General features: G+C 48.2%; 13 protein-coding genes. 8 read left to right on the top strand and 5 right to left on the bottom strand.

All coding sequences use genetic code 11. The annotated features are described in order from the left end of the window. Window positions 1–50: 50 nt before the first annotated feature. From VF685_RS12605 to VF685_RS12595, 3 genes are all read right to left on the bottom strand, one after another. Window positions 51–1514 carry an amino acid permease gene (locus tag VF685_RS12605; RefSeq protein ID WP_160241580.1) on the bottom strand — a complete coding sequence of 488 codons (1464 nt, stop codon included), beginning with the start codon at window positions 1512–1514 and terminating at the stop codon, window positions 51–53. Further along, on the bottom strand, window positions 1514–2548 hold the full coding sequence (locus VF685_RS12600) for a class I SAM-dependent methyltransferase (protein ID WP_016659819.1): 1035 nt from the start codon (window positions 2546–2548) through the stop codon (window positions 1514–1516). Before VF685_RS12600 ends, VF685_RS12605 begins: the two co-directional genes overlap by 1 nt. A gap of 65 nt (window positions 2549–2613) precedes the next feature. Next, window positions 2614–3984, bottom strand: a complete 1371-nt coding sequence (locus VF685_RS12595; protein WP_016659820.1) for a uracil-xanthine permease family protein — start codon at window positions 3982–3984, stop codon at window positions 2614–2616. 173 nt (window positions 3985–4157) lie between these two features. On the opposite strand from VF685_RS12595, the gene typA reads away from it, so the two are divergent. Further along, a complete protein-coding gene (gene typA, locus VF685_RS12590; protein ID WP_005175828.1) occupies window positions 4158–5990 on the top strand; it encodes a translational GTPase TypA in 1833 nt (610 codons plus the stop codon). A 174-nt stretch (window positions 5991–6164) separates the two neighbouring features. Continuing rightward, entirely contained in the window at window positions 6165–6602 is a 438-nt protein-coding gene (mscL, locus tag VF685_RS12585; RefSeq protein ID WP_016659821.1) for a large conductance mechanosensitive channel protein MscL, read from the top strand. Between the two features lie 114 nt (window positions 6603–6716). On the opposite strand, the gene VF685_RS12580 is transcribed toward mscL, so the two are convergent. Together VF685_RS12580 and mutM are read right to left on the bottom strand one after the other, a co-directional pair. Then, window positions 6717–7001 (bottom strand): peptidylprolyl isomerase, encoded by a 285-nt coding sequence (locus VF685_RS12580; protein ID WP_005175832.1) that lies wholly within the window; start codon window positions 6999–7001, stop codon window positions 6717–6719. A 5-nt stretch (window positions 7002–7006) separates the two neighbouring features. Next, window positions 7007–7867, bottom strand: a complete 861-nt coding sequence (mutM, locus tag VF685_RS12575; RefSeq protein ID WP_127800807.1) for a bifunctional DNA-formamidopyrimidine glycosylase/DNA-(apurinic or apyrimidinic site) lyase — start codon at window positions 7865–7867, stop codon at window positions 7007–7009. 274 nt (window positions 7868–8141) lie between these two features. Between mutM and otsB the strand changes: the two genes are divergently transcribed. The 6 genes from otsB to VF685_RS12545 all read left to right on the top strand — a co-directional run bounded on the left by otsB (window position 8142) and on the right by VF685_RS12545 (window position 13587). Next, window positions 8142–8981 carry a trehalose-phosphatase gene (otsB, locus tag VF685_RS12570; protein ID WP_127800809.1) on the top strand — a complete coding sequence of 280 codons (840 nt, stop codon included), beginning with the start codon at window positions 8142–8144 and terminating at the stop codon, window positions 8979–8981. Further along, on the top strand, window positions 8932–10362 hold the full coding sequence (locus VF685_RS12565; protein ID WP_286385201.1) for an alpha,alpha-trehalose-phosphate synthase (UDP-forming): 1431 nt from the start codon (window positions 8932–8934) through the stop codon (window positions 10360–10362). The genes otsB and VF685_RS12565 overlap by 50 nt, the downstream gene beginning before the upstream one ends. Window positions 10363–10555: 193 nt before the next feature. Continuing rightward, window positions 10556–11533, top strand: coding sequence for an acyl-CoA dehydrogenase (locus tag VF685_RS12560; protein WP_168396995.1), 978 nt, complete (start codon window positions 10556–10558; stop codon window positions 11531–11533). Beyond that, on the top strand, window positions 11521–12315 hold the full coding sequence (locus tag VF685_RS12555; RefSeq protein ID WP_286385202.1) for a PIG-L deacetylase family protein: 795 nt from the start codon (window positions 11521–11523) through the stop codon (window positions 12313–12315). The genes VF685_RS12560 and VF685_RS12555 overlap by 13 nt, the downstream gene beginning before the upstream one ends. After that, window positions 12296–12910 (top strand): SAM-dependent methyltransferase, encoded by a 615-nt coding sequence (locus VF685_RS12550; protein ID WP_286385203.1) that lies wholly within the window; start codon window positions 12296–12298, stop codon window positions 12908–12910. Before VF685_RS12555 ends, VF685_RS12550 begins: the two co-directional genes overlap by 20 nt. Continuing rightward, window positions 12907–13587 carry a glycosyltransferase gene (locus VF685_RS12545; RefSeq protein WP_005175848.1) on the top strand — a complete coding sequence of 227 codons (681 nt, stop codon included), beginning with the start codon at window positions 12907–12909 and terminating at the stop codon, window positions 13585–13587. The genes VF685_RS12550 and VF685_RS12545 overlap by 4 nt, the downstream gene beginning before the upstream one ends. The last annotated feature ends 120 nt before the right edge of the window (window positions 13588–13707 follow it).

Below are 13707 nucleotides of genomic sequence, written 5' to 3'. Positions count from 1 at the left end.
GTCACTTGGACTGCTTTTTTGTTGAGTGCTTTTAAAGAAAGCTGAATAAATTATTCACGGTCGATCTTCATCGGCTGCACATCCATCTGCTGATAAGGAATCAGCTTGGTTTTGTATTTCCATTTATAGCCTAACCAGATGGCCAGGAACAATAAAATCCCGATATAGGTGGAAAGCACAGCCAGCCATTCACCCTCAAGTACCGCCTGATAGTTCTGACCCAAGACCACAATCGCACATAAAGTGAAGGCAAACCATGGTGCGAACGGGAAGAACTTGGCACGATACGCCAGATCTTCAAGTTTATAGCCCTGAGCAAGATAGCCTTTGCGGAAACGATAATGAGAAACCGCAATACCCAGCCAGACAATAAAGCCACACATGCCTGACATATTCAGCAGCCAGTTAAAGACCTGTTCTTCACCAATAAAGGTGGTCAAGAAACATAATGCAGCAATGGCTGTAGTGGCATACAGCGCATTCATCGGTACGCCACGTGGATCAAGGCGGGCAAAGGCTTTTGGTGCACTGCCTTTACGTGCCATATCAAACAGCATACGCGTAGATGAATACATGCCTGAGTTACCCGCAGACAGGATCGCCGTTAGAATGACTGCATTCATGACGCTGGCTGCAAAGGCAAAACCGGCCTGTTCATACAGTAAGGTAAACGGTGACAGTGCCACATCATCTGTTGCAGCGGCCTGGAGTAATCGTGGATCATCATAAGCAATCAGGGTGCCGATAATGAAAATACACACGATATAGAACAACAGGATACGCCAGAAAATCTGTTTGATTGCAATCGGAATGGTTTTTTGTGGATCTTTGGATTCACCCGCAGCCACGCCGACCATTTCCGTGCCCTGGAAGGAGAAACCGGCAATCATCGCCACACCAATCAGGGCTGATAAACCACCGACAAAGGGTGCTTCACCTTGGCTCCAGTTACCAAAAGTTGCAACATCCGGGGTCATCATGATCTTGGCGATCATGACCAGACCAATAATAATAAAGATGATAATCGCAAGCACTTTGACTAAAGAGAAGAAGAACTCGGACTCACCAAAGCCTTTGACTGTCAGGGCATTAATCGCAAACACCACGGTCAGGAACAGGGCACTCCAGTAGAAACCGGGAATATCCGGGAACCAGAACTTCATGATGAACTGTACCGCAACCAGTTCAAATGCCACGGTAATGGCCCAGTTATACCAGTAGTTCCAGCCTAGCGCGAAACCAAAACCACCTTCAACATATTTGCTGCCATAGGTAAAGAATGCACCTGAGGTCGGATTGTGGGTCGCCAATTCGCCCAAGCTGGTCATCAAGAAATAGATCATGACGCCAATCAGGGCATAGGCCAGTAAGGCACCACCCGGACCGGCATTGGCAATGGTCGCACCGGAGGCCAGGAATAAACCGGTCCCGATCGATCCGCCAATGGCGATCATATTTAAGTGGCGAGCACCGAGCTTACGCTGCAGCTGTCGGCTGTGTTGAGTTTCGCTCATCATACTTCCTTAACATTTTTTTGAGTGCTCGCGAACAGCACTTTAAAACCTTGTTGATCTGCCTTGACCGTACACTGGCCAAAACTCTGTTCAATCAACAGGGGATAATTTAAAAAGCGGTTGGCCACAATCCACAGTTCACCACCCGATTTCAGGTGGCGGCGCGCAGTTTTGCACAGTTTTTCGCTGGCATCATAGTCGGTCTGAATCCCCTGATGAAAAGGCGGATTGCTGACAATGGCATGTAAAAACAGCGGCGCATCTTCAATGCCACTGACGGCTTTAATTTCAAGCTGCTGCGGATTGAGCTGGTTGTGCTCAAAAGTCATTTGGGTTGAAGCGAGTGCAAAAGCATCTACATCCAGCGCGAAGATACGGTTATCTGGATTCAGCTTGGCCAGATAGGCACTGATAATGCCGGCGCCACAACCAAAATCGGCAATTTTACCCGATGGCACCTGGCTTAAATAAGGCAGGAAGACCGCTGTACCGATATCAAGCCGGTTCTGGCTGAACACACCTGGCAGGGCACAAATCTGTAGATCGCCTTTTGGCGTCGCCACAGTATAACGCTGCGCCCAGTCGGCCAGTGCTTTTTTCTCGACGCTGCAGTCTAGTGTTAATTGCCAGAGTTGGCAATGACGGGCACTGTCGAGTTTTAAGGCTTTACCATAAGGCTGTAACTGTTTGGCTGCACGTTCGACGCCGCCTTTTTTCTCACCGACCAGAAAAACACTGCTGCCGGTTTGCAGATGGGCGGCAACATTGTGCAGCACATAATTCAGCAGTTCTTTGGATTTCGGCACAAAAATAACCGCCTGATCAAATTCGCCTTCTGGAAAGTCGGCACCAAAATGAACGGGGGCAGTCTGGTTCTGGAAATAGTGGTAATCGTTAAAATTCCATGTCCAGAAAAAAGGCTGGACCGATTCACCGAATTCAGCGAACAGCTGGTCTGTAGGCGCATTGATCAGTAACACACGACCTGATAAATAATCATATTGTCGTAATAGCACTTCGCTTTTAGCATCCATGAGTCGCTCTCCAATAGAAAAACACTGTCCAAGTCCGGCTCAGACAGTGTTTTCTGGACATGAAATTACTTCTTGGTTTCAGGTAATACAATATTCAGAATCAGCGCTGCAATACCGCCGGTCGCAACACCTGAGCTAAAGATATTACGGAATAATTCTGGCAGATGCTCCAGAATTTGTGGCACTTGTGCAACGCCTAAACCCAGTGCCAGAGAAATGGCAATGATCAGCAGGGCGCGACGGTCCAGATGAATACCCGATAAAATGTTAATTCCCGATGCGGCTACCGCACCAAACATGACCATCACTGCACCACCCAGAACGGCTTGAGGCACAGCCTGAATCACGCCAGCAACGGCTGGTAATAAACCTAAAATCACCAGCATCGCGGCAATCCAGATTCCGACATAACGGCTAGCCACACCAGTTAACTGAATCACACCGTTGTTTTGTGCAAATACCGAACTTGGGAAGGTGTTGAAAATACCCGCAAGGAATGAGTTGGCACCATTGACCAGTACGCCACCTTTAATACGCTCCATCCATTTTGGACCATCCACGGGCTGGTTCGACAGTTTAGAGGTTGCAGTGATGTCACCAATCGCTTCTAAAGACGTGACCAGGTAAATAAAGGCCATTGGAATGAACAGGCTCCAGGAGAATTCCAGACCAAAGTGCATTGGAGTTGGCACTTGTACCAGTGGCGCTTCCTGCAGACCAGAGAAGTCCAGATGACCCATAAAACCAGCCACAATATAACCCACGATCAGGGCAATCAGGATGGCGGAGCTTTTAATCCAGGTCACATTAATCCGGTTCAGGATAATGATTAACGCTAAAACGGTACAAGACATGATCAGGTTATCGGCATTGGCGAAAGTCTTGTCCGACATGGCCTGATAGCCACCGCCCATACTGATTAAACCTTCTTTAATTAAGGTTAAACCAATCAGCAGGACCACAATCCCGGTCACCAGCGGGGTAATCAGTTTTTTAACCCATGGCAGAATTTGTGAAACACCCATCTCGATAAATGAACCGGCAATCACCACACCAAAAATAGCAGCCATAACCGACTCAACTGGTGTACCTGCTGCGACCATTGCAGAACCAATCCCGATGATTGGGCCAATAAAGTTAAAGCTGGTGCCCTGAACAATTAACAGTCCGGCACCAAAAGGACCTACTTTTTTAGCTTGCAGGAAGGTTGCAATCCCCGAAATCACCAAAGACATCGATAAAATCATGTTGGTGTCTTCTTTGGAAACACCCAAGGCCAGACAGATCAACAGACCTGGTGTCACAATCGGGACAATAATGGCCAATAAGTGTTGGAAGGCAGCAAGAAAAGCAATAAACGGTTTAGGACGGTCATTCAGACCATAGACCAAATCCAGTTGCGGTTTTTGATCAGGAGATGAATTAAATTCAGACATAAGTCAAAAGCAAATTAGGCTAGGTGGCGGTATTCTAATCGAGTTACACGTCTTTACAAACTTTAAATCGTCGCTTCTGTCGAAAAAAGTTCGATTGTCAATAAAGTGTCACTACTAAATGAGAGTATTTTTCTGTATAATTTGCCCTCAAATTTAAAGCGTATCGAATTTACATGTCAGATATTAAAACTCTCCGCAACATCGCGATTATCGCGCACGTTGACCACGGTAAAACCACTCTTGTAGATAAACTTTTACAACAATCAGGTGCTCTCGGTGAACGAGCGGGCGAGATTGAGCGTGTCATGGATTCAGGCGCTATTGAAAGTGAACGTGGTATTACCATTCTTGCAAAAAACACTGCAATCAAATGGTTAGATAAACGTACCGATACTGAATACCGTATCAACATCGTGGATACCCCGGGACACGCCGACTTCGGTGGTGAAGTTGAACGTGTCATGTCGATGGTGGATTGCGTACTTCTTCTGGTTGACTCACAAGAAGGTCCAATGCCACAAACCCGTTTCGTAACGCAAAAAGCGTTCGCACGTGGTTTGAAGCCAATCGTGATCATCAACAAGGTCGACAAGCCAAACGCGCGTCCTGACTGGGTGATTGACCAGGTATTCGATTTGTTCGACAACCTGGGTGGTACTGACGAGCAGCTAGACTTCCCGGTGGTATATGCGTCTGGTTTACGTGGTGTTGCTGGTCCATCTCCAGAAGAACTGGCTGAAGATATGACACCGTTGTTTGAAACCATCGTAGACATCGTTGAACCACCAGCAGTTGACGTTGATGGTCCATTCCAGATGCAAGTGTCTTCACTGGACTATAACAGCTTCGTGGGTGTAATCGGTGTTGGTCGTATCCAGCGTGGTTCTGTAAAACTGAACACACCTGTAACTGTCATCGACAAAGACGGTAAAACACGTAACGGCCGTATCTTAAAAATCATGGGTTACCACGGTTTAGAGCGTATTGATGTAGATTCTGCATCTGCGGGTGACATCGTATGTGTAACCGGTATGGACGAGCTGCATATTTCTGACACCATCTGTGATCCGAAAAATGTTGAAGCATTACCACCGCTTTCTGTAGACGAACCTACCGTGTCGATGACATTCCAGGTCAACAACTCGCCGTTCGCGGGTAAAGAAGGTAAGTTCGTGACTTCACGTAACATCCGTGAACGTCTAGACCGCGAATTGATTCACAACGTTGCACTGCGCGTTGAAGATACTGACAGTCCTGACCGTTTCAAAGTGTCTGGCCGTGGTGAACTTCACCTTTCAGTTCTGATTGAAAACATGCGTCGTGAAGGTTTCGAGATGGGTGTATCTCGTCCGCAAGTGATCTTGAAAGAGATTGACGGCGAAATGCAAGAACCGTACGAAAACGTAACGTTTGACGTTGAAGAACAGCACCAAGGCGCTGTGATGGAGCAAATGGGTAACCGTAAAGGTGAGATGACCAATATGGAAGTGGACGGTAAAGGCCGTATCCGTATTGAAGCAACTGTTCCTTCACGCGGCCTGATTGGTTTCCGTTCTGAATTCATGACCATGACGTCTGGTACCGGTATCATGACCTCTAGCTTCTCGCACTACGGTCCAATGAAACAGGGTTCTGTAGCAAAACGTCAAAACGGTGTACTGATTTCTATGGTTCAAGGGACTTGCTTGGGCTATGCACTGTTCAGCTTGCAAGACCGTGGTCGTCTATTTGCTAAACCTCAATTGGAAGTTTACGAAGGTATGATCGTGGGTATTAACTCTCGTTCAGACGATATGGTGGTGAACCCAACCAAAGCGAAACAGTTAACCAACGTACGTGCATCTGGTACGGATGATGCGTTAACTCTGGTTCCTGCAATTGAATTCACACTTGAACAAGCACTTGAATTCATTGAAGATGATGAGCTGGTTGAAGTAACGCCGAAGTCAATCCGTATCCGTAAGCGTTACCTGACTGAAAACGAACGTAAGCGTAACAAATCTTAATTTTTAAAATTAAGAAGAAAAAAGAAACCGCCAGGTCCACTTGGCGGTTTTTTTTGTATTAAATGTTCTAAAACTACTTGGAAATAATTGAAAAAAGCGTACATTAAGCAGAAATCAAATCCTAGTAATTATGTATACTTCATCACATAAATAAAGATATATTCTGGAGCGCATATGAGCATTTTAAAAGAATTTAGAGAGTTTGCCATTAAAGGCAACATGATGGACTTGGCAGTCGGTGTCATCATTGGTGGTGCATTCGGTAAGATTATTGATTCACTGGTAAAAGATGTGATCATGCCGCTGATTTCATGGATTTTAGGGGGTGAGGTCGATTTCACCAATAAATTCCTGATTCTGGGTGATAATCCGAACAATGTGCAAACCCTGGCTGCTGCCCAGGAAGCGGGTCTAAACATTTTCCATTATGGTAACTTCCTGACCATCTTCATTAACTTCCTGTTATTGGCCTGGGTGGTGTTCTGGTTGGTGAAACTGATGAACAAAATGCGCCGTAAGCAGGAAGCAGAGCCAGAACCGGCAGCAACTCCAGAAGATATTGAATTACTGCGTGAAATTCGTGACGAATTGAAAAAACGTCCGCAGGCGTAATTGAAAGCAAAAGAAAACGGCGCAAAGGCGTCATTTTTTTATAGAATCCCTCCCAAACTTCCCTTTAATAAAGAGAGGAGAAGTCCCTCTTTGCTAAAGGGGGATTTAGAGGGATTAAAAATCCATCCGGAATTTAATTTCCACCAAATGAAAACCAAACTGGCTTTTGACCGGGCCATGCAACACCCGTTCAGCAGCCGTAAAGACCAGTTTATCAATCACTGGAACCAGTTGGCCTTTTTTCACTTCACCGAGTTCACCGCCACGTTTGGCTGAGTTGCAAGTGGAATACTGTTTGGCAATTTTGGCAAAGTCTGCTCCCGCTTGCAGCTTCTTTTTTAGCTGCTCGGCAGTATCTTTATCTTTCACCAGAATATGACGGACGATGGCCGTTTTCATGGGTATTACCTCGCTGTATGTTTTGGCTTGCTGGTTTTAGGACGAGCCAGTTTGACTTTCTTCAGCGGTTGGCACTCCGGGCAAAACACTGAGGCGCGCTGACCAAGCTTGAGGTTTTCCAGTGTGGTTTCACAGTTGACACACATTTCACCGGCACGACCATAGGCCAGCAGGGTTTGCTGAAAATAGCCATTTTCACCCATGGCATTGCTATAGTCGCGTAAGGTCGATCCACCCAAATCAATGGCCTGTTTTAAAATCCGTTTGATCTCCACAGTTAGTTTGTCAATCTGTTCCAGACTTAAGCTCGACGCCGGTTGTGCCGGGTGAATGCCCAGATTAAACAGACTTTCTGTGGCGTAAATATTGCCCACGCCCACCACCACATGGTTATCCATGATTGCAATTTTAATGCCGACATTTTTGTTTTTCAGTTTATCGGCCAGATAGTGAGCATTGAAAGCATCACTTAAAGGTTCAGGCCCGAGCGTATCAATCAGTTTGCTTTGCGAGTTTTCATCTAGCCAGAGAATACAGCCAAAACGGCGCGGGTCGTGGTAGCGCAGCTGAATATCATCAAACTGGATAATCAGATGGTCATGTTTGCGCAGTTCGGCCTCGGGCTCACATAGGCGGAAGCTGCCGGACATGCCCAGATGCCACAGCATGCTGTCCTGTTCAAACTGGGCCAGAATATATTTGGAGCGACGGGTCAGGTTCAGTAGTTTTTGCCCGACCAGTTTGTGTAGATCGTCTGGAATTGGCCAGCGTAAGCTGGACTGGCGTACCTGCACGGCGTGCACACGCTGTTCTAGCAGCGGTAATAAACTGGTTTTGGTGGTTTCAACTTCAGGTAATTCAGGCATGGACAGGCTTCGGCATGAGGATGCAGCTAATATCGGGTTGAATCTTGAAAAATACAAGACAGGGCAAGGCTGCATTATAAAGTGAATTGCCGTACCGCGCAGCCGGATCAGTCTTGCGGCTCAAACTGAACATTCACAGAAAAATAAAAGCGATTCAGCGTCCAGGTAAAAAAATGTAAGCCTGCACATCATTAATGTTGAAAATCACATGCCGCCCATAAAAAAACGCCAAGATAGGGCAAAACAAAAATGAGTTATCCAGATGAGGAGCAATATGCATACGCCGCAACACATCATCGAGATCTGTCAGCAGCAGCAACGTCAATTGAATCTGTTTCTCGATTTAGACGGCACTCTGGCCGATTTTCAGCTTGACCCGCAGCACAGTTTTATTCCCACCTCGACTTTAAACACCCTGGCCGAATTATTGCAGTTGGGGATTCCGGTGAGTGTGGTTACTGGCCGTTCCATTGAGATGGCCAGACAGCTGTTACAGCAGTTACCGCTGCCGATTGCTGAGTTACATGGATTACAAATTTGGTGGAATAGTACAAAGAAATTACAACTTGATTTAAGTCATATTAATTATAAGCAGCTCCGGGCAGACCTGAGTCAGGCCTGTCGCGCCTACCCGAATTTACGTATTGAGGATAAGCAGTTTTCGGTAGCCCTGCACTACCGGGAATATCCAGAGCTTGCGCCGGTTGCACAGCAGATTATGGCGGTGCTGCAAGTGCGTTATCCTCAACTTAAGCTCAAGCAGGGCAAGTGTGTGGTCGAGCTTTTGCCTCAGCAAGCGAGTAAAGGTTTTGCAATTAGTCGCTTACTGGAAGCAATGCCAGAAAACAGCACTTTTCCCATTTTTATTGGTGATGATGTGACGGATGAAGATGGATTTGCCGTGGTCAATCAGCATCAGGGTTTGAGTATTAAAGTCGGTGAAGGCGAGACACAGGCCCACTATCGGCTGGCCAATACCCAAGCCGTGGCGGAGTTGCTGCATTTAATAAAAATACATTGCGAAACAGGAGCAATGACCATCAAAAGAGGATGTGAGGGTAAAAATGTCAAAGCTAATCGTGTTATCCAATCGGGTCAGTTTACCGAATCCTGAAAAAAAAGCCGCAGGTGGTCTGGCGGTGGCCATGCAAGATGCACTGCATGATATTGGCGGGGTCTGGGTGGGCTGGAATGGTGAAAGAGTCGAGCAATTTTCCCAGCTGAAATTCGACTCGGTGCAGCATCAGGGTGTGGAATATCTGACCAGCCCCTTAACTGAACAGCAGTACCAGCAATATTACTGTGGCTTTGCCAACAATGCCTTGTGGCCGGCCATGCATGATCGCAGCGATTTAATTGAATACTCCACAGACGAATATCTGACTTATCAGGAAGTCAATCGCATGTTTGCCGAACAGCTACAGGCGATTGCTGAGCCGGATGATGTGATCTGGGTGCATGACTATCATTTTTTCAGTATCGCCCGGCATTGCCGCCAGTTAGGCATGCATAACAAGATTGGTTTTTTCCTGCATATTCCTTTTGCCCATGAAGCGGTGTGGCGGGAAATTCCGGTGGCATCACGTTTACTGCAAGACCTCTGTGAATATGATGTAGTTGGACTGCAAACCCAGCGCGATCAGCAGCAATGTATGCGCATTTGCCAGACCATGCTCAGTGGTGAGGAAATTCATCCTTATATCCTGCGTTATCAGAATAAGCTGACCATGATGAAGAGTTACCCCATTGGGGTGAATCCAGACCTCATCCAGCACGCGGCCGCTCACCCCTTAACGAGCACCCAAGATATCTTTGATTTTGACTCCCTGGCCCAACAAAAAACTATTATCGGCGTTGACCGGATTGATTATTCCAAAGGGCTGCTAGAACGTTTTGATGCTTTTGCCCATTTCCTGGCTTCTTATCCTGAATATCACCAGCAGGTGGTGGACCTGCAAATTGCCTGTCCATGCCGCATGGATATTCCCGCCTATCAGCGCCTGTACCAGCGTTTAGAAGACCAGATTGCCGCCATTAACAGCCAATATGCTACAGCAGACTGGTTGCCGGTGAATTGCAGTCATCAGACCTTGGCACATGAAGTGCTGATGAAAATTTACCGCCAGTCGGATATTTGCTGGGTCACTTCTTTAAAAGACGGTATGAATTTGGTGGCCAAAGAATATATTGCCGCTCAGGATGCCGATAATCCGGGCGTGCTGATTCTGTCCGATAAAGCCGGTGCCGCAGACCAGATGCCGGATGCACTAATTGTGAATCCACATGACCGCGAGGCCATGACGCGAGCCCTGAAACAGGCACTGGAGATGCCGCGAGCAGAGCGGATACAGCGTTACAGTCGCTTAATGGATGGTCTGAAAAAATTTGATATTGCCGACTGGCGTACTACTTTCTTAAATGATCTGCGCCATAACAGCTTCCTGTATCACTACAAGATGCCGCTTCGCGCCCAGGTCTCGCCGGTGATTCACTAATACGTTAACAATTTTCAATATTTATCTGCCCAGCCACGTGCTAAATCTAAACAGGGTCATCAGTTAAAAACATCAACATCGCCGTACCGTGACTGCAAGTTTGGCTACTCATGCCCGCTTGTGGTCACTGTGCTGGCAATGATGACAACCGGATAGATTGAGAACAATTATATATTTGGAATATAGAACCACTATGGACCAGATTCTGGCTGAATTTGAACAGCAGACAGCGCCTACCGCCGAAGATTACGTCACCACACTACGCCGTTTGCTGGCAGTATCACCTGAATTTCCTCATCCGGGCAGGGGGCAAACCCTGCTGCGCTGGCAACTGCTGGCCAAAGTTGCGGCCACCGATTTAACTTTGGTGAAATGGCTGGAATCACATTTCGATGCGCTGAGTATTTTAAACGAACTACAGATTCAGTCCGTTCCGGCGGGCTGGTGGGCAGTCTGGGCCGCGGAAGGCCATCCACAACCTGTACAGTATGAGCAGGGCTATTGTTCCGGTTATAAGGCTTGGTGCTCGGCGGCATATGCGGTGGATTTTGGTTTAATGACTTATCGCGGTGCAGATGGCCAGTCACAATTATTGATGGTCGAGATGCAGCAGCCTTCAATCCAAGTAGATGATAGCAGTTGGCAAGCCATCGGTATGCAGCAGACGGCCACAGCAACTGTTCATTTTCAGCACACTCCAGCCACACGCATTGCACAACCCGGAGATTATCTGAATCGGCCGGGCTTCTGGCATGGTGCAGCCGGTGTTGCGGCCTGCTGGTATGGTGCTACAGTACGTCTGGCTGAATATTTACAGCAGCATGTGCAGCAGAAAACCCATGCCTATCATGAATTGTATTTGGGCGAAATCAGTACCCGACTGGCCGTGACACGACAGTTTTTTACCCATGTGGCTGCCCAGATAGATGCAGCGCCGGCACACAGCCATGAACTGATCATCCGGATGTTACGCGCCCAAGTTGAGGATACTGCGCTATTGGTACTGGAAAAGGTCGGAAAAGCGCTAGGCGCACGACCTTTTTGCGAGCAGGCACATTTTGCCCGGTTGGCTGCCGACTTGCCGGTATTTTTGCGCCAGAGTCATGCTGCTTTTGATCTGGCTGCAATTGGCCGCTTATCGCTACAGGAGGGGCAAACATGGCAACTCTGATCGATCCGGTAGTCGGTGACCGGAAAATCTATGGTAGCGGTACCGATCAGGCGCAGTGGCTCAATTGGTCCGGACTGACCGGGCTGCCGGATTTGAATCTGACGCAGCACTTTCCTGAGCGTGGCCGGGTACTAATTTTCGCGCCACATCCCGATGATGAAATTCTCGGTTGTGCGGGTCTGATGCAGCAACTGGCCGTGGCAGGGCGTGAACTGCTGCTGGTTGCAGTAACCAATGGTACCGGCAGCCATCCTCGGTCAAAACGTTATAGCGTTGAGCAGCTGAATGTGCTGCGGCCACAAGAAAGTCTGAATGCCTTGGCGGTGCTGGGACTGGAACATAAGGTCCAGCGCATTGCCCTGAACATTGCAGATGGCCAGGTGATGCAGGCTGAATCCGAACTGTTGCAGCAGCTACAAAACTGGGTGCAGCCTGAGGATATTCTGGTGACCACCTTCGCTCAAGATGGCCATCCCGATCATGAAGCCACCGGATGGGTGGTGCAGCATTGGGCCAGACAGCACCGGCAGCGCTGTTATCAGGTGCTGATTTGGGCCTGGCATTGGGCCATACCGGCAGATGCACGGATTCCCTGGGCGCAGGCACGAAAACTCCGTTTAACTGCACAGCAGCTGGCTTTAAAACAGCAGGCGATTCAGTGTTTTAAAACTCAGATCGAGGCTGATGACACTATTCACCAGCCGCCAATTTTATCGGCAAAAACCATTTCACGACTCTTAATCCCGTACGAGGTCTATATTGATGCGACTGAACACGGATGACTATTTTGACCAGCTGTATCAGGACAATGATGATCCCTGGCACTATCAGCAGCGCTGGTATGAGCAGCGTAAACGGCAGCTATGTCTGGCGGCCTTGCCACAGGCGCGGTTTCAGCGGGTGCTGGAAATTGGCTGTAGCAATGGCATCTTCAGTGAATTGCTGGCCCCGCGTTGTCAGCAGCTCATCTGTGTAGATGCCAACCGTCGTGCGGTTGAACTGGCACAGGCCCGTCTGGCGAGGTTTGCGCATGTGCAGGTGCGGCAACAACGTGTTCCTGAAACCCATCTGGCGCTGGAAAATGATAGTCTATTTGATCTGATTATTCTCAGTGAAGTGGCCTATTACCTGCGTCCGGCCGAATTAGTGCAGCTAATGCAGCAGCTGCAGCAGTGTTTGAGTGCAGATGGTACGCTGCTGGCCTGTCACTGGCGTTACCCAATTGTAGGCTTTGAGCTGAATGGCGATCAGGTACATGCCTGTTTAAGGCAACACTTGGTGCTGCATCATTATTTACAGATGAATGATCCGGATTTTCTGCTCGATCTCTGGACTCAAGATGCACAATCTGTGGCTGCGCGGGAGGGACTGATATGAGGATGGCGGTGGTGGTGCCTGCCTATAACGAAGCCGAAACGCTGGGCGCCTGTCTGGCGGCTATTCAGCAGGCCATTGCACAATTACCGCCCGTTGTGTCTGAAGTAAAGGTGCTGGTGGTGCTGGACAGTTGTGATGATCAGTCTGTTGAAATTGTACAACAGGCCGGAATCGACTACTTGTGTTGTGAAGTACGCTGTGTTGGTAAGGCACGGGATTTGGGCGTGCGCGCCATGATTGCCAAAGGTGCTGACTGGATTGCCTGTACCGATGCCGATACCCAGGTTGATGCGCAGTGGTTATCTGCACAATATGCCCATCAGCCGGCAGCACTGATTTGTGGCGTGGTTGAAATTAAAGACTGGTCGCCTTTATCTGCGGCCGCCCGGCAGAAATATCTGCGCCATTATCAGGATAAAATGGACCATCGGCATGTGCATGGGGCCAATCTCAGTTTTTCTGCTGCGGCCTATTTAAAAGCCGGTGGTTTTCAGGCCAGCAGCTGTCATGAAGATGTGCAGCTGGTCGAGCAGATGCAGTGCTTAAACCTGCCGATTGTCTGGAGCAACCAGGTACGGGTCACCACCAGCAGTCGTCTGGACAGCCGGGTCAGTGATGGTTTTGCCGCCTATTTGAACCGGCTGGAACAGGCTTGTCGCGCTGCGTCTGAAGTGTGATCGATCGTGCAAAAAATGGCTGTCATCGGGCTGACAAAAACACAGCGTATTTTGATCAACACCACAGTTTAATTCGGTTACATAAAGCGGTAAAAATAAACAGCTTTTAGCCAATTCGGC

The sequence above is a fragment of the Acinetobacter sp. Brlt_5 genome, from assembly GCF_051949055.1.
In the GTDB taxonomy this organism is placed as follows: domain Bacteria; phylum Pseudomonadota; class Gammaproteobacteria; order Pseudomonadales; family Moraxellaceae; genus Acinetobacter; species Acinetobacter indicus.
Note: the sequence above shows the minus strand (reverse complement) of the source record. Positions and strands in the feature narration are given on the sequence as shown.